We start from the raw sequence: 17,067 nt of genomic DNA on the forward strand, positions 1-17,067 counted from the left end.
AATTATTTTTGCAATCCCTGAGATGATAGAGTAAACTGGCACAAGCGAGACCACGAACAGAGGTGATCCCTATGTCAGATCCTACGCCTAATAATGTCATCCTTTTTCCTAAAACAGAGCAGTTCTATGAAGACGAGTTAATGAAGCTACTGCGCTCCGAGCAATATAAGGAAGCACTGGAGATGCTTACTTTTTTGCTCCAATTTCCTAATGTCAATGCGAATAAGTCCGATCAATGGGAAGCTTTGCGCCACTGGCTGCTCACAATGTTTCCAGAAACGATGTTCTCATCATCCGTGACAGAGGAAGAGGATTCGGAAGAAGAATCCACTCTATTGCGACAGTATATCCATGATAAATCTGCTTCGGATGATGGTGCTTTTGTGAAGAAGCTTCAAAACATGCTGCAAGAAGGTTCGCTAGAGGGACAAGTAAGTGCCTTGGAGCAACTTGCTTATATCGAACAGTCGGAGGTTAGTCAATTCGTGAAGACATGGCTTTGCGAAAGGCCAAGACATCCTCATCTTCAATTCAAAGCCCTACAGACGCTTAAGCAAATGGGAGAGCATGGATTAATTGAGTTCCCCAAGAATGGTCAAACCGTTCTTGTAGAAATCGATGAAACTCCGCTGGGGGTGGAAGATTTTCCATTACGAATTCGTGATATGATTCGCAGAGTCGGGGACATTAGTGAAATAAGCCAACCTGACTTTGTCTACTTTGCTACTCAGACTTGGCAGGAGTTTCTTGCCTATGCTTATGGCACTTCGATTTACACGGAGTTGTTAAGGGCAGAAGAAAGTGCAGTAGACGTGTGGGCCTCTGCGCTGCATGCGATTTTGCAAGACAAATTGTTTGGTACGGTTGATCGAGATGAACTGTTAGAAACGTATGGTATCGTGGATGCGATGACGCTGCAGTGGAAGCGCGCGCACAACGTGCTGACCGCTTTTGTAAAGCAATTTAGCCCAGATCCTAGCTAAGAACAATGCTCGCTTGAAATGAAAATGTTATATGGTATAATAGAATGGTTATAATGAGCTTAACGTGAAAAATATATGTCATGGTACATTTTTGGAGGGGAAGGCATAAAATGAAAGCAAGTTGGGAAAAAATAGAGAAGAACGTAGGCGTTCTTGAAGTTGAAGTTGGGGCAGAACGAGTAGCGGATGCTTTGGATAAAGCATTCAAAAAGGTTTCAGCGAAAGTAAACGTTCCAGGATTCCGTAAAGGGAAAGTGCCACGTTCCATCTTTGAAGCTAAATTCGGTGTGGAAAGTTTGTATCAAGACGCTATCGATATCATTCTGCCAGAAGTTTATGTACAAGCGATCGAAGAGGTTAAAATCGAGCCTGTTGATCGTCCTGAAGTAGACGTAGAGCAATTTGGTAAAGGTCAAGTCATGAAGTTCAAAGCGAAAGTTACCGTTAAGCCTGAAGTAACGCTTGGCGATTACAAAGGTATTGAAGTAGAAGCGGTTAACGCGACAGTTTCCGAAGAAGAATTGAACGAAGAGCTTACACGTTTGCAACAACGTCATGCTGAATTGGTTGTTCTTGAAGAAGGACAAGCTGCTAACGGCGATGTCGTAATCATTGATTTCGAAGGATTCGTTGATGAAGTAGCATTCGAAGGCGGTAAAGCGGAGAAGTATTCCCTTGAGCTTGGATCCAACTCATTCATCCCAGGCTTCGAAGAGCAACTTGTAGGTCTTGGTAAGGATGAAGAGAAAGACGTTAACGTCAGCTTCCCTGAAAACTACCATTCCGAAGATCTGAAAGGCAAAGCAGCTGTGTTTAAAGTGAAACTTCACGATATCAAACGCAAAAACCTGCCTGAGCTTGATGATGAGTTCGCTAAAGACGTAAGTGAGTTCGATACGCTTGTTGAGTACAAAGAAGAGCTTCAAAAACGTTTGCAAGACCGCAAAGAGAAAGATTCCGAAGCTGCACTTGAAACTGCAGTTGTTGAGAAAGCTGCCGCTAACGCAGATGTTGAAATTCCAGGTTCGATGGTTGACGCTGAGCTTGATATCATGGTTAAAGAATTCGAAAGACGTCTTCGCTCCCAAGGCATGACGCTTGAGATCTACTACCAGTTCTCAGGCCAAAACGAGAGCGCATTGAAAGAACAAATGAAAGAAGATGCTGAGAAGCGTGTTCGTAACAACCTTGTTCTTGAAGCGATCGCAGCTGCAGAAAAAATCACAGTTTCCGACGAAGAAGTTGACGCGGAACTTGAGAAATATGCACCGTCCTACCAAAAATCAACAGCTGAACTTCGTGAGCTGTTTGCTTCCAACGGATCTCTTGAAGGTCTTAGCAATGATCTAGTAATCAGAAAAACGGTTGATTTCTTGCTTCAAAATAGCAAGCATGTTTCCGCAGCCGTGTAAATAAGGTAAGTAAAGGCACGTACGCAAGCAACGTGCCTTTCTTTTACCCTAATTTACGTATAAACGCCTTAGTACATACGTATTACCGCTTACATAGCTGATTTCAGAAAAATGACATTGTTGCCCAATCGTGTTAAACTGTAATTGAATCTCAAGTGAGAGAACATGGCGCTTGCCGCAAAAGGAGTTGGTACAATGAGTCTTATTCCTATGGTTGTAGAACAAGAGGCTCGTGGGGAGCGTTCCTACGATATCTACTCGCGTTTACTTAAGGACCGCATAATCTTCATCGGGACCGCTATTGATGACGATGTGGCTAATTTGGTCATTGCCCAGCTGCTCTTTTTATCCGCCCAGGACCCTGAAAAAGATATTCACTTATATATCAACTCACCTGGTGGGTCTGTTACGGCTGGAATGGGTATCTTCGATACCATGCAGTTTATTAAACCGGATGTATCTACGATTTGTGTAGGTATGGCCGCAAGTATGGGTTCTTTGCTTTTGACAGCAGGAGCCAAAGGTAAGCGATACGCGCTGCCAAATGCAGAAGTAATGATTCACCAACCGCTCGGCGGTGTTAGAGGTCAAGCAACCGATATCAAAATCCATGCGGATTGGATTATCAAGACCAAGAATAAACTCAACCAGATTTACGTGGACCGAACGGGACAGCCGCTTGAAAAGATCGAAAGAGACACCGACCGAGATAACTTTATGAGCGCTGATGAAGCGAAGGCATACGGGTTAATCGACGAGGTTATCACTCGAAACGACTTGAAATAAAGGAGTGATCCCATGTTTAAATTTAACGATGAAAAAGGCCAACTCAAATGTTCCTTTTGTGGAAAATCCCAGGACCAAGTTCGTAAACTTGTTGCCGGACCGGGAGTTTACATTTGTGATGAATGTATAGAGCTTTGTACGGAGATTGTGGAAGAAGAATTAGGGCATGAAGAAGAGCTGGATCTGAAAGATGTTCCGAAACCAAAGGAAATTCGTAATATTTTGGACCAATACGTCATTGGTCAAGAACAAGCGAAGAAATCCTTGGCTGTTGCCGTGTATAACCACTACAAACGGATCAATTCCCAGAACAAGCTTGAAGATGTTGAACTTCAAAAAAGTAATATCGTCCTTCTAGGGCCAACAGGAAGTGGTAAAACACTTCTTGCGCAAACACTTGCGAAAATTTTGAATGTGCCTTTTGCAATTGCGGATGCAACTTCGTTGACAGAAGCTGGTTACGTTGGTGAAGATGTTGAGAACATCTTGCTCAAACTGATCCAAGCGGCTGATTACGATGTTGAGAAAGCAGAGCGCGGCATCATTTATATCGATGAGATTGATAAAGTTGCACGTAAATCCGAGAATCCATCCATTACACGCGATGTTTCCGGTGAAGGTGTACAACAAGCTCTTCTCAAAATTCTTGAAGGCACAGTTGCTTCTGTACCTCCACAAGGTGGACGTAAGCATCCGCATCAAGAATTCATTCAAATCGACACGACGAATATTCTCTTTATTTGTGGTGGAGCTTTTGATGGTTTAGAGCAAATTATCAAACGCAGAATCGGTAAAAAAGTAATTGGATTTAGCACAGATGGTATGAAAGTTGACTTGAAACCAGGTGAATACCTATCTATGGTCCTTCCAGAGGATCTATTGAGATTCGGTTTGATCCCGGAGTTCGTAGGTCGTTTACCAGTTATTTCAACTCTAGAGCCGCTTGATGAGGCAGCACTTGTGCGTATTCTTTCCGAACCTAAGAATGCACTCGTGAAGCAATACCAGAAGATGCTCGAGATGGATAACGTTTCGCTTGAATTTGATGCAGATGCACTTGATGCGATTGCCAAAGAAGCGATTAAACGGAATACGGGTGCTCGTGGTTTAAGAGCCATCATTGAAAGCATTATGCTTGATGTGATGTTTGAAGTTCCTTCAAGAACGGATGTATCTTCTTGTGTCGTTTCCAAAGAAACGGTTCAAAACAAGATTACGCCTGTTCTGACAACTAAAGAAGGCGTTCAGCCATCTGGTAAGAAGAAGGAAGAAAGTGCTTAACCTATAATTTTATAAATGAACACACAGCCTCCAATCCGATTTCCATTTCTGGGAATTGGAGCGGAGGATGTTTGGTGTCATGGGGAGAGAAACCAAAATGTTCCATAGACGAGATACCAGAGCCGTTCGGGTAGGTGATTTAACGATCGGTGGCAGTAACGAAGTAATCATGCAAAGCATGTGCACAACTAAAACAGCGGATGTCAAAGCGACAGTAGCAGAAATACTTCGCCTAGAAGAAGCCGGTTGCCAACTTGTACGTGTGACTGTCAACAATAAGGAAGCCGCTGAAGCGATCAAGGAAATTAAGAAACAAATTCATATTCCATTGGTTTCTGATATTCACTTCGATCATCGTTTGGCTCTTGCCGCAATTGAGAATGGCATTGATAAAGTCCGCATTAATCCAGGTAATATCGGTCGCCGTGAGAAGGTTGAAGCGGTTGTGAAGGCATGTAAAGAGCGCGGAATCCCGATTCGCATCGGTGTTAATGCCGGCTCCCTTGAGAATCATCTGCTTGAAAAATATGGCTATCCAACGCCTGAGGCGATGGTAGAAAGTGCCTTATTCCATATCAACATTCTGGAAGAACTTGATTTCCATGATATCATCGTATCCTTGAAGGCTTCTGATGTCCCTATGGCTATTGCGGCGTATTCGCAAGCTGCGAAGGCATTTAATTATCCTCTTCATCTGGGGATTACAGAGGCTGGGACTCTCTTTACAGGGGCTGTGAAAAGCGCCGCGGGGATTGGGACTTTGCTTAATATGGGCATCGGAAACACGCTTCGTATTTCTTTGAGTGCGGACCCTGTTGAAGAAATTAAAGTCGCAAGAGAACTGCTCAAGACATTCGGTTTAATTACGAACGCCGCGACGTTGGTTTCTTGTCCTACTTGTGGTCGTCTGGATATTGATTTATTCTCGATCGCGAATGAAGTTGAAGAATATATTGCCAAAATCAAAGTGCCAATTAAGGTTTCTGTATTGGGTTGTGCCGTGAATGGCCCTGGTGAAGCGAGAGAAGCGGATATTGGCATCGCAGGGGCTCGTGGAGAAGGGATGCTGTTCCGTTACGGAGAAATGATTCGTAAAGTGCCTGAGGCTGAATTGCTTGCTGAGTTGAAAAAAGAAATTGATATTATTGTGGCTTCCTACGAACAGACTGGGATCATTCCTGGGCGCAAGCAGCACTAAGTATCTATATAACTGAAATAACAAACCGTTAAAGAACTCAACGATGAGAGTCTTTAACGGTTTTTTTGTATGCCCACACCTAAGTGCATATTTGCCCAGGAAGAGAAGCATAATGAGTAAAACTGGAAAGCATGCTCAATAATTGTCAGTAAGACTTTCTTACTTAAGGAGGAGAAGAGGATGAAGTTATTTTCAACGTTTGTATTATCTCGACAGGTGGCCCTTACCTTAATTGCAGGGGTTGTATTGATCGTGAATCCAGGATTTACACAAGCAGAACCAAGCGTAAACCCGCAACCGCCGACCGGAGCGATTACGAAGAAAGTAGCCATCGTCATTGACGATTTTGGCAATAACATGGAGGGGACAGTGGAAATGCTGAAGCTGCCCATCCCATTTACCGTGGCTGTCATGCCTTTCTTGCCTTCAACGAAGCAAGATGCACAGTTAGCACATGATAGGGGTCTTGAGGTCATTCTACACCTTCCCATGGAGCCTGTAAGAGGAAAGAAAAGCTGGCTGGGTCCGGGAGCCATCACAACGGATTTGTCCAGCGAAGAAATACATAAACGGATCGTTGCAGCGATTGACGATGTTCCTTATGCCATAGGTATTAATAATCATATGGGTTCCAAAGCGACCGCGGACGAAAGAGTCATGAAGATTCTTATTGAAATTTGCAAAGAACGAAATCTCATCTTACTGGATAGCCGGACCACGCCGAAAAGCCTAATTGGCAAGATTGCAGATTCACGCGGCGTACCGCATGCAGAGAATCTGTTATTTTTCGATGATCTGTACACGTACAGTCACATTAATAAGCAAATGGTTAAACTGAGAAAATTAATACACGAGAAGGATGAAGTGATTGCTATAGGACATGTGGGGCCTCCAGGGAAGAAGACCGCTCATGTCATCCATGAAGCTATTCCAAGCATACAGAAGGAAGCAAACTTTGTTCCTATTTCACAAATGGTCAAATAGCTTATTTCGATTGTGTCATGGCGAAATATTGTTCGACCGCATGCGTAATGGCTTTGGCAAGCTTGGCTTGATGATGACTCTCATTTAGGAGCTTGCGATCTGATTTATTAGATAGAAATCCAAGTTCAACAATGACGGAAGGGCATTTTGTATACTTGAGTACATGATATTTTTTACCAAGAACAGGAAGCTCTTCCGTACCATATACTTGATTCAATGCATTTTGTAAGAGGTTCGCTAACAAAATACTGTCAGATTGATTTTGGTAGATAACAAGTGGGCCTCGAGTACCCGCGTTTTTGGCCCAATTAATATGAAGGCTGAGCATCATGCTCGGCTTAATCGTATTGGCAAGACCAGAGCGTTGTGCAAGATCTTTGCGATGTCTTCCACCCCATGACCAAGTGTTATCATCGCTTAACGCATAATCCTCTGTTCGGTTAATAATGACGCGATAACCTTTTTTTACAAGTGATTTGTACGTTTTCTTGGCGATAGCTAGATTCATATCTTTTTCTTCATATTTGCCAACCATGGTCCCGCTATCGATTCCACCATGTCCTACGTCTAGAATAATATCAGTGGATGGAAGAAGGGGATCAAAACGAGCAGCTGAAGCTAACTTCGAATTTGGCGCGCAAAGAAATAGCGCAAGTAGGATAATCAACAAATATTTCTTCAAATCCCGCCACATCCTTTTGCAAGAATAACTACCCTTATCCTTCTTCCTTAAGCAGGCTATCATACGTGATGCAAAAGTTTGCATGGATTGGATTAACCTTCTTTTACACGGGAATAATGGAAATTAGCAAAGGCAGGCATATAGGCGAGACATATAACGTACCTAATCGAAGATGACGTGTTTAAGGAGGTTCAACACATGAGTTTAAGTATCGTTCTAATGGTTATTCAAGTGTTTTTTGCTGTTGTAATCGGGTTGTATTTCTGGAATTTACTGCGAAATCAACAGACGAACAAGTCTGCAGTGGATAGAGAGTCTAGGAAAGAATTGGAGAAATTACGCAAGTTGAGATCCATTTCGCTAACCAAGCCGCTGTCTGAGAAAACGAGACCTTCTTCTGTGCAGGATATTGTTGGCCAAATCGAAGGATTGAAGGCTTTGAAAGCAGCGCTATGTGGTCCGAATCCTCAGCATGTGCTAATTTACGGCCCTCCCGGTGTTGGAAAAACTGCAGCAGCGCGTGTCATATTAGAAGAAGCGAAGAAAAATCAAGAGTCTCCTTTTCGACCTGACTCTAAATTTACAGAGATAGATGCAACGACTGCTCGTTTTGACGAGCGTGGTATTGCTGATCCGCTGATTGGATCTGTACATGATCCCATTTATCAAGGTGCCGGTGCGATGGGTGTAGCTGGGATTCCGCAACCGAAACCGGGTGCAGTAACGAAGGCGCATGGCGGAATTTTGTTCATTGACGAAATTGGTGAATTGCACGCGACACAAATGAACAAATTATTAAAGGTGCTTGAAGACCGTAAAGTATTCTTGGAGAGTGCCTATTACAGCTCTGAGGATGCGAATATTCCAGGCTATATTCATGATATATTTCAGAATGGACTACCGGCAGATTTCCGTTTGGTTGGAGCGACAACCCGCACACCGAGCGAGATTCCTCCGGCTATTCGATCACGCTGTTTGGAAATTTTCTTTCGGCCACTTTTGCCTGGTGAGGTAGGAGAAATTGCAAGAAAAGCGCTTGATAAAATTGGGTTCAAGAAATGTGAAGAAGCCATTGAAGTTGTAACAAAATATGCAACGAATGGCCGCGAGGCTGTCAATGTGATTCAATTAGCTGCGGGTATTGCCCTAACCGATAAGCGGGATTCGATTACTGCAGCTGACATTGAATGGGTCGTGAATTCTTCACAAATTCCGCCTAGACCAGAACGCAAAGTGCCTGCTCAGCCACAAATTGGATTCGTAAATGGTTTGGCTGTTTATGGTCCTAATTTGGGTACTCTATTGGAGATTGAAGTTTCGGCGATACCAGTTGCGGTTGCAGGAACAGGAAAATTCAATATTACAGGTGTTGTTGATGAAGAGGAAATGGGCGGAGGCTCCCGAACCATTCGTCGTAAAAGCATGGCTAGAGGCTCTGTGGAAAATGTATTAACTGTTCTTAGGAAACTAGGTTTCAATACTTCTGATTATGATTTGCATATCAATTTCCCTGGCGGGGTGCCGATTGATGGACCATCCGCAGGTATTTCTATGGCTACTGCTATTGCCTCAGCCATACATAAAATACCTGTTGATAACAAGTTAGCGATGACCGGAGAAATGAGCATACATGGGAAAGTGAAGCCTGTTGGCGGTGTTGTGGCTAAAGTGGAGGCTGCATTTCAAGCGGGAGCTACTCGTGTTATTATTCCAAAGGAAAATTGGCAAGCTATGTTTGTTGATTTACCTGGTGTTGAAGTTGTTGCGGCAGAAACAATTGAGGAAGTGCTTGCAGCTGCACTCGGCATTGAGCTTCATGATAATGTGATTCCTTTACCTTTCTCTATGGAAAGAACGATTCCAGCTACAACTTTACCCATTCTACATGCCAATTCACAGCATACAATTGACTCTTAAAGGGAGGCTTTCCGCTACCTTACATAGCGCGTCAGCCCTCAATTGGTGTTTTGTTTAGAGTTTTGTTAAAATGTAAAGGGCAACGTAGGGAGAAAATCCCACATAGACAAGGTGAGACTTTGAACGAAGGTTCAAGGATCCCTATTATTGGAGGTGCAGAGGATGGGGCCTGGAAAAATGAAAGTGCGCAGATTGCCTCTATTGCCACTTAGGGGACTGCTGGTCTATCCGAGCATGGTTCTACACCTGGATGTAGGGCGAGAAAAATCGGTGAAAGCACTCGAGCGGGCGATGGTGGATGACAGCATGATTCTCCTCTGCTCTCAATCAGAGATCAACATAGAAGAACCAACCAAAGAGGATATTTATCGCATTGGAACCATTGCGAAAGTTCGGCAAATGCTCAAATTACCGAATGGTACAATTCGCGTCCTTGTCGAAGGTGTTTTACGCGCAGAGATCGTAGAGTACTTAACAAATGACGAGTATTATGAAGTAACCGTAAAAGAATTGCCTGAGCAAGAGATTTCAGACCCTGAGATTGATGCCTTGATGAGAAGTGTGCTTAGTCAATTCGAGCATTACATCAATCTATCTAAGAAAGTAACGCCTGAAACACTAGCCGCGGTTTCTGATATTGATGAGCCTGGTCGCTTGGCGGACGTGATTTGTAGTCATTTATCGCTAAAAATCAAAGATAAACAAGATATTCTCGAGACCGTTGACGTACGTGAACGGCTCGAGAAAATGCTGAATATTTTGAATAATGAGCGGGAAGTACTTGAACTCGAACGCAAAATCAGTCAGCGAGTTAAGAAGCAAATGGAGAAAACACAGAAGGAATACTACCTCCGTGAGCAGATGAAGGCGATTCAGAAAGAGCTTGGAGATAAAGAAGGTCGTGCTGGCGAAGTTGATGAGTTACGCACCCAGCTAGCAGAAGCTGAGCTTCCGGATAAGGTTCGTGAGAAGGTTGAGAAAGAGATTGATCGATTGGAGAAAATGCCTGCAACTTCTGCAGAAGGCGGCATCATTCGCAATTATATCGATTGGTTGCTAGGTCTTCCTTGGCACAAACAGACCGATGACGATTTGGATTTAGATAAGGCAGAAGAGATACTGAACGAGGATCACTTTGGTCTAGAGAAGCCGAAAGAGCGGGTACTGGAGTACTTAGCTGTACAGAAGCTAGTCAAGAAGCTCAAGGGTCCGATTCTATGTTTGGTTGGCCCTCCTGGGGTTGGTAAAACGTCGATTGCGCGTTCAATAGCTAGATCGATGGGAAGGCAGTTCATCCGGATTTCGCTAGGCGGCGTGAGAGATGAAGCTGAAATTCGTGGTCATCGTCGTACGTACGTTGGCGCCATGCCTGGACGAATCATTCAGGGCATGAAGAACGCAGGCGCGAATAATCCCGTTTTCTTATTAGATGAAATTGACAAGATGGCGATGGATTTCCGTGGAGATCCTGCCTCGGCCTTGCTTGAAGTATTGGATCCTGAACAAAATAGCACTTTTAGCGATCATTTCATTGAAGTACCTTTTGATTTATCCAACGTGATGTTTGTGACCACGGCGAATGCTGTGCATAATATTCCTCGTCCTCTGTTAGATCGGATGGAGGTTCTATATATTCCAGGTTATACGGAGATTGAGAAGCTCCAAATTGCCAAGAAATATTTACTTCCGAAGCAGAAACGTGATCACGGTCTTGAAGAAGAGCAACTTGTCGTTGATGAGGCTGCATTAATGAAGATCGTGCGTGAATATACGAGAGAAGCAGGCGTGCGTAATCTTGAACAGCAAGTTGCAGGCATGAATCGTAAAGCAGCGAAGAAGATCGTCTCAGACCCAGAGACACCTGTTCATGTAACGGTAGATAACTTAACTGACTATTTAGGTCCCGTTAAGTTTAAATATAATGTTGCAGAAGAGAAAGATCAGATCGGTGCTGTTACAGGTCTAGCTTGGACGGAAGTCGGGGGAGATACACTCGTCATCGAGGTATCTGTGTTGCCTGGTACTGGCAAGTTAACCTTGACGGGTAAGCTTGGTGATGTGATGAAGGAATCTGCGCAAGCAGCATTCAGTTATACACGTTCGCGTGCTGAAGTTCTTGGGATTGCCTCAGATTTCCATGAGAAGAATGATGTACACATTCACATTCCTGAAGGTGCTATTCCGAAGGATGGTCCATCAGCGGGCATTACAATGGCTACCGCGCTAATCTCTGCCTTGACGAACATTCCGGTCTCACGCTTAGTTGCGATGACTGGAGAAGTCACGCTTCGCGGCCGCGTACTACCGATCGGAGGCTTGAAGGAAAAGGCACTAGCGGCACATCGTGCAGGAATACGTACTATCCTTTTACCTCATGATAACGAGAAAGATATTATCGAAATACCAGAAAGTGTCCGTACAGAGATGACGTTCATCCCTGTCAGCCACATGGATCAAGTGCTGGAACATGCACTTATCACAAATAAGCCGACGGCTAACGTCGGATCGACTTAGAAAGTAGTTGACCATTCATGAAAGTCAATCAAGCTGAATTTATTATCAGCGCGGTTGGACCTAGCCAATATCCAGAGGATGCCTTGCCAGAGATTGCGCTGGCAGGGCGTTCTAATGTCGGGAAATCGTCACTCATTAATTGTTTGATTTCTCGTAAGAACTTAGCTAGAACCAGTTCACAACCGGGCAAAACACAAACGCTTAACTATTATAAAGTGAATCAGGACTTATATTTTGTTGATCTTCCTGGATACGGCTACGCGAAGGTTTCCAAAACCAAGCGTGAGCAATGGGGTAAATTTATTGAGGGTTATTTATTGAATCGTGAACCTCTGCGCCTAGTGATGCAGCTAGTCGATCTAAGACATCCGCCTTCCAAAGATGATCAGGCGATGTATGAATGGCTTCGTCATATGGATGTACCTGTTCTTGTTGTTGCGACCAAAGCGGACAAGATTCCTAAGAGCAGATGGCCGAAACATTTGAAGATTGTACGTGAAACATTAGGGATGGATAAAGGAGTTCAGCCGCTGATGTTCTCTTCTGAGCTTGGGCTTGGCAAAGATGAACTGTGGGGAATTCTAGAACAAGCGATTGCTTATGGCGAGCCGGAGCCTCAAACCGAAGAAGTTCTTACAACTGCTAGTACCGATCCGCAACCGTCCTAATCGCAGGGCGGTTTTTGCGTTTTTTTGAGTATAGCGTTCAAAGATAGAGGAAATCAAAAAGAAGCATACGGGAAAGTGAGGTAAACTGGGGGAAATTTGATGGCATTCCTGTTTATCAAGCTTTTTTCAGAATATTTGGCTGATTATCATGAATTGCTGGCAGGAATATTCGAGACTCTTGTAGTATAATAATAAGCAAGGTAATAGTTAATGGCTTGAAAACAAAGAATCGAGGGATTTTTATGGCACAAAGGTTAGCGACTGAATATGTCAAAACCTGCCTCCAGTTAACAGAAGCCGATATGTTGAAGTTTTTTCAAATGTTTGTGGACCATGGAGTGACACTGCAAGTCAAAGTTTTGGAAAACGGGAATCAAGAAGTTGTTTTTCAAGATGGAGCAGGTCAAGAAATTGTCCTTTCATTTGAAAAGAAATCGGGCCTATATGAATGCACAGGATCCTGCAGATTAAGTAATACCTTATTAGCTAATTTAATGCGTAAAGCAGTATCGGAATTCAAAGGCAGCGCTAAAGTCAATCGGATTTACCCAAGCTACACGATGGTTTATTATTACGAACGCGGAACTGTTGTTAAGATTGAGGAAATCAAAGGTCAACTGTTAACAATTGTCTATGAGCACAAAGATACCATTGGCCTCATGCAGATGATGTTCCAGAAGAGAGAAGTTGAGCAAGAGATTGAAATGATCTACGATCAAATCAATCACCTTCTTGATATGCGTAACACACTGCAGGCTAGGGATGAACACCATCAGATCGACATTCGCCTCAATGAGCTGACACATCGTTTGTTCGTTTTGGAGGCATAATCACCCATACATGCTGTATTTGTTGAGACCCATTTTTGGGTCTCTCTTTGTTTTGAAGCACATACAATGGCATTCCGACATAATTTAGATATGGCGTCGGTGTGACAGTTAGGGTTGAGTAAAAAAAACTATTGCATTTATCGTCGATAGATGTTATTTTTATTCTCGTTGAAACAATATAGGAACCAGGATTCACTCAGGACATTGAATGTTGCGAGAGATTATACCCTCGGGAAGTGAATGACGTAGGTCCTAGCGGATGAAATTTTTTTCACACATTTTATTCCTAGGAAGGGGGAACCGAAAGATGGAAACAGAATACTCAACTTTCGGAAGACACGTTGCTGTTGATACTTGGGGGGGAGATTTTGAACTTCTGAACAATGCAGAATGGCTGCAAGCTCAGATGGTTGAAGCTGCCGAAGTATGTGGAGCAACTGTTTTATCTGTACAATCCAAGCAATTCGAACCACAAGGAGCAACAGTTCTCGTAATGTTGTCCGAGAGTCATCTCTCCATTCATACTTATCCTGAGAGAGGTTTTGCCGCACTTGATTGTTATACATGTGGTGAGACAGTCGACCCTCAATTAGCAATCGACTTTATGGTATCCGTACTAAAACCAGAAACGTTCTATGCGAAGAAACTTGTTCGCGGAATGGGTGAACTGCAAGTAGAAACTCCTGAAATAAAGCAAGCAGAGCTTGTTAAATAAAATTCTGCACCTTACCATAACGATAACCACGGAGAAATCCGTGGTTATTTGTTTGTTCAGATACCCATACAATGATATTGGCGATACATGTCCAGATCACTTGAGGTGGGGGAAGTAGCTTGAATCATAAAATTATTAGGAAATTGGTGCTGTATATCGTTGTTCTCTTTCTGATCATTTGGCCTATACATCAACTCGCCCAGATGCTAGGTCATCAAAAGGAAGATCACAATGCCACACATTTACTATTCCAAGTATCCTTATTTCAAATGGAAATATTGAAGAGCAGCTTAGAGGAAGCCTCACAGAGTAAAAGTACGAATGAGCTCGATCCAGTGAGACGAGCGCTGTACTCAGCGGAATACACACATGAGCGACTGATTTTGGCAGCAGGGGGAAAAGAGGAGTTGGGCTCACTTAGTTTCATGAACCAATTAAGCCAATTCATACAGAGGTTGCAGCTCGGTGGCGTCAGAGCTCTGAAAGCGGATGAGACGCTAACACTAAAGGAGGCTCAAAAGCAATTTGGACACATGTATGAGATTTATGAGAAAATGATGGCATCGAATGGGGAAATCATTTCATCGCAGAACAGCGAGTTATCGAAACTAGATCGCGAACTGACTTCCTTTTTAAGAAAAAAAGGGCTGCAATAGGGGATTCTACATGTATGAGGTATAGAGGAGCACAGAGCTGTTAAAACTAACGATCAGAACCAAAGCATTCATAATTTATTCAAATATTTTGTCGGAATGTCTGATCTGCTGTGCTATAATGATTCTAAATAGACGGAAAGGCAGGTGGTAGCCATGCATATTATCGCAGTTGGTTTGAATTATCGGACAGCCCCGGTAGAAATTCGTGAGAAGTTTGCGTTCTCGGATCAAGATTTACCGAAGGCAATTGCGGAATTGAAAGAGACGAAAAGCATCTTGGAGTGTGTCATTGTTGCCACCTGCAATCGCACCGAAATTTATGCCGTCGTGGATCGGCCTCAGCTGTGTAGTCACTACTTGACGCACTTTCTTGAGCGTTGGTTTCATGTGACGAAGGATCAGTTCCAGAAGCATTTATATACGTATGAGAATGAAAAAGCAATTGAACATTTGTTTCGTGTCACAACGGGGCTTGATTCGATGGTCATCGGGGAAACTCAGATTCTCGGTCAGGTGAGGGATGCTTTTTTAGCGTCTCAACAATTGAAAGCTACGGGTTCTTATTTCAACACGTTGTTTAAACAAGCGATAACACTTGCGAAGAAAGCACATTCAGAGACAGGCATCAGTAATAATCCAGTCTCGATTAGCTATGCTGCTGTAGAACTGGGTAAGCGGATTTTTGGAAGCTATGTGAACAAGACCATTATGATCATTGGCGCGGGTAAGATGAGTGAGTTGACTGTGAAGCATTTGTATGCAAATGGTGCCAACAAAGTTATCGTAGTGAATCGCACATTGGAGCGGGCAATGGACTTAGCCGGCAAATTCAGCGGTGTGGCTTGTACACTAGAAGATATGCCGCAATATTTACCTGAGGTTGATATTATCATTAGCTCGACTGGAGCGCCTGGATACGTTCTGACGAAGAAAGATATTCAAACTTACGTGCAAAAAAGAAAATCACGTCCGCTCTTTATGATGGATATCGCAGTTCCGCGCGATCTGGATCCGGGGATTAGCGGCTTGCCTAATGTGTTCCTCTACGATATTGATGATTTAGAGAATATTGTGGATAAACATTTGCAGGAGAGAAAGAAAGAAGCGGCTAAAATTGAGATCATGATCACATCCGAAATTGCTGCCTTTGAGCAATGGACGAAGACACTTGGCGTCAGCCCGTTGATTAGTGCTTTGCAAACAAAAGCGAATCAGATTCACGAAGAAACCATGGAGAACATGCTGAATAAGTTGACTGATTTGGATGAACGTGAAATTAAGGTGATTCGCAAATTAACGAAGAGTATTGTGAATCAAGTGTTGCGTGATCCGATCCTACGGATCAAAGAAATGGCTGGCGAGCGTCATGGTGACGATGCGCTTGAGATTTTCACGAAACTTTTTGCATTAGAAGATACGCTTAAACAACAAGAACAGGCAGATCAAATAGCACAAGAGTTAGAGTCAGGCTTTAACAAAGTGGAAAGTAAACAAACGTTGGATGAGAAGTTGTCCGTACGTGGTTTACAAAACGCGGATGTTCTAGCCCCATCTTGATAAAAAGGCGCTAACCGCCTAGGAGAGGTGCCATGGTAACAAGCAGCTGGTTGTTTGATGCGATGATTTATATGTATGCCCTGAGCCTACTGTTTTACTTTTCGGATTTCGCGAATGCGAGCCGGAGCGCGAAACGGATGGGGACGGGGCTGCTTTTGTTTGTATGGGTTTTGCAGACCGCTTACTTGGCTATCAGTTTGTATGGGCATTTAACGGAATGGGCATTCGTCAGGTCAGACGTGCTGTTCATGTTTTCATGGCTTTTAGTAACAATTTCGTTGATAATCAACCGCTTTTTCCGTATTGAATTGTTTGTGTTCTTTGTGAACGTGTTAGGGTTTTCGATTCTTGCGCTGAATATCTTCGGGAATCCCAATGTGATGCCAATCAAATCCAATTGGGAAGTCAATGATGAGCTATTATTCATTCATATTTCGTTAGCGATTGGCAGCTATGCCGCATTTTCAATTGCCGCTATTTTTTCGGGCATGTACATATTTTTACATACAAGATTAAAGAGTAAAAATTTCTCTCAGGCTGTTATGAGATTGCCGTCTCTGGAGAAAATTGAGCATTATACGTATTTATCGGTCATTATCGGGGCGCCGCTTCTGCTTATGGCCTTAAGTCTTGGGGTTGTTTGGGTCGTTCTAGAGGGAGACCGCAATCTGCTTTACGATGCTAAAGTCGTTAATTCATTTTTCGTCTTAGCGGCATATGCGTTTTACTTATTTCAACATAAATCCATGCAAATTTCAGGCAATAGGCTAGCTGTGTGGAACCTAGCAGCGTTCTGTATCGTCGTGTTGAACTTCGTTGTTTCGAACCTTGTTTCTGGTTTTCATGGGTGGATATGGAGTTAAATAGCTGGCAGCATCCTTATC

Annotated in this window: 15 protein-coding genes; 14 read left to right on the top strand and 1 reads right to left on the bottom strand. The window is 43.3% G+C overall.

Features of this window, described 5'->3' with window-relative positions:
• The first annotated feature begins 71 nt into the window (after positions 1 to 71).
• The 6 genes from ASG89_RS15375 to ASG89_RS15400 all read left to right on the top strand — a co-directional run bounded on the left by ASG89_RS15375 (position 72) and on the right by ASG89_RS15400 (position 6,644).
• Positions 72 to 983 (top strand): hypothetical protein, encoded by a 912-nt coding sequence (locus tag ASG89_RS15375; RefSeq protein ID WP_057311592.1) that lies wholly within the window; start codon positions 72 to 74, stop codon positions 981 to 983.
• A gap of 110 nt (positions 984 to 1,093) precedes the next feature.
• Positions 1,094 to 2,395, top strand: a complete 1,302-nt coding sequence (gene tig, locus ASG89_RS15380; RefSeq protein ID WP_057311593.1) for a trigger factor — start codon at positions 1,094 to 1,096, stop codon at positions 2,393 to 2,395.
• 195 nt (positions 2,396 to 2,590) lie between these two features.
• Positions 2,591 to 3,181, top strand: a complete 591-nt coding sequence (clpP, locus tag ASG89_RS15385; protein WP_028556985.1) for an ATP-dependent Clp endopeptidase proteolytic subunit ClpP — start codon at positions 2,591 to 2,593, stop codon at positions 3,179 to 3,181.
• Positions 3,182 to 3,193: 12 nt separating this feature from the next.
• Positions 3,194 to 4,462: an ATP-dependent protease ATP-binding subunit ClpX gene (gene clpX, locus ASG89_RS15390; RefSeq protein WP_057311594.1), complete on the top strand. Its 1,269-nt coding sequence runs from the start codon at positions 3,194 to 3,196 to the stop codon at positions 4,460 to 4,462.
• Between the two features lie 97 nt (positions 4,463 to 4,559).
• The gene (gene ispG, locus ASG89_RS15395) at positions 4,560 to 5,660 is read left to right on the top strand and encodes a flavodoxin-dependent (E)-4-hydroxy-3-methylbut-2-enyl-diphosphate synthase (protein ID WP_057311595.1); all 1,101 of its coding nucleotides are present in this window, start codon (positions 4,560 to 4,562) and stop codon (positions 5,658 to 5,660) included.
• Positions 5,661 to 5,840: 180 nt separating this feature from the next.
• The gene (locus ASG89_RS15400; protein ID WP_082593273.1) at positions 5,841 to 6,644 is read left to right on the top strand and encodes a divergent polysaccharide deacetylase family protein; all 804 of its coding nucleotides are present in this window, start codon (positions 5,841 to 5,843) and stop codon (positions 6,642 to 6,644) included.
• 1 nt (position 6,645) lies between these two features.
• Here the strand turns inward: ASG89_RS15400 and ASG89_RS15405 are convergent, their stop codons facing one another.
• A complete protein-coding gene (locus ASG89_RS15405) occupies positions 6,646 to 7,326 on the bottom strand; it encodes an N-acetylmuramoyl-L-alanine amidase family protein (RefSeq protein WP_162259703.1) in 681 nt (226 codons plus the stop codon).
• A 198-nt stretch (positions 7,327 to 7,524) separates the two neighbouring features.
• Here ASG89_RS15405 and lonB point away from each other — a divergent pair, with 198 nt between their 5' ends.
• The 8 genes from lonB to ASG89_RS15445 all read left to right on the top strand — a co-directional run bounded on the left by lonB (position 7,525) and on the right by ASG89_RS15445 (position 17,046).
• Complete coding sequence (gene lonB, locus ASG89_RS15410) at positions 7,525 to 9,243, top strand: ATP-dependent protease LonB (protein WP_057311597.1); 1,719 nt, start codon at positions 7,525 to 7,527, stop codon at positions 9,241 to 9,243.
• 162 nt (positions 9,244 to 9,405) lie between these two features.
• On the top strand, positions 9,406 to 11,757 hold the full coding sequence (lon, locus tag ASG89_RS15415; RefSeq protein ID WP_057311598.1) for an endopeptidase La: 2,352 nt from the start codon (positions 9,406 to 9,408) through the stop codon (positions 11,755 to 11,757).
• A gap of 17 nt (positions 11,758 to 11,774) precedes the next feature.
• Positions 11,775 to 12,425 carry a ribosome biogenesis GTP-binding protein YihA/YsxC gene (gene yihA / locus ASG89_RS15420; protein ID WP_057311599.1) on the top strand — a complete coding sequence of 217 codons (651 nt, stop codon included), beginning with the start codon at positions 11,775 to 11,777 and terminating at the stop codon, positions 12,423 to 12,425.
• A 242-nt stretch (positions 12,426 to 12,667) separates the two neighbouring features.
• A complete protein-coding gene (locus tag ASG89_RS15425; RefSeq protein ID WP_057311600.1) occupies positions 12,668 to 13,255 on the top strand; it encodes a hypothetical protein in 588 nt (195 codons plus the stop codon).
• Positions 13,256 to 13,562: 307 nt separating this feature from the next.
• Positions 13,563 to 13,970 (top strand): adenosylmethionine decarboxylase, encoded by a 408-nt coding sequence (speD, locus tag ASG89_RS15430; RefSeq protein ID WP_057311601.1) that lies wholly within the window; start codon positions 13,563 to 13,565, stop codon positions 13,968 to 13,970.
• A 119-nt stretch (positions 13,971 to 14,089) separates the two neighbouring features.
• The gene (locus ASG89_RS15435) at positions 14,090 to 14,626 is read left to right on the top strand and encodes a hypothetical protein (protein WP_057311602.1); all 537 of its coding nucleotides are present in this window, start codon (positions 14,090 to 14,092) and stop codon (positions 14,624 to 14,626) included.
• A 153-nt stretch (positions 14,627 to 14,779) separates the two neighbouring features.
• On the top strand, positions 14,780 to 16,183 hold the full coding sequence (gene hemA, locus ASG89_RS15440) for a glutamyl-tRNA reductase (protein ID WP_057311603.1): 1,404 nt from the start codon (positions 14,780 to 14,782) through the stop codon (positions 16,181 to 16,183).
• A 32-nt stretch (positions 16,184 to 16,215) separates the two neighbouring features.
• Positions 16,216 to 17,046 (top strand): inner membrane protein YpjD, encoded by an 831-nt coding sequence (locus ASG89_RS15445; RefSeq protein WP_057311604.1) that lies wholly within the window; start codon positions 16,216 to 16,218, stop codon positions 17,044 to 17,046.
• Positions 17,047 to 17,067: the final 21 nt, after the last annotated feature.

Origin of the sequence: Paenibacillus sp. Soil766 (assembly GCF_001428105.1) — a bacterium.
In the GTDB taxonomy this organism is placed as follows: Bacteria; Bacillota; Bacilli; order Paenibacillales; family NBRC-103111; genus Paenibacillus_E.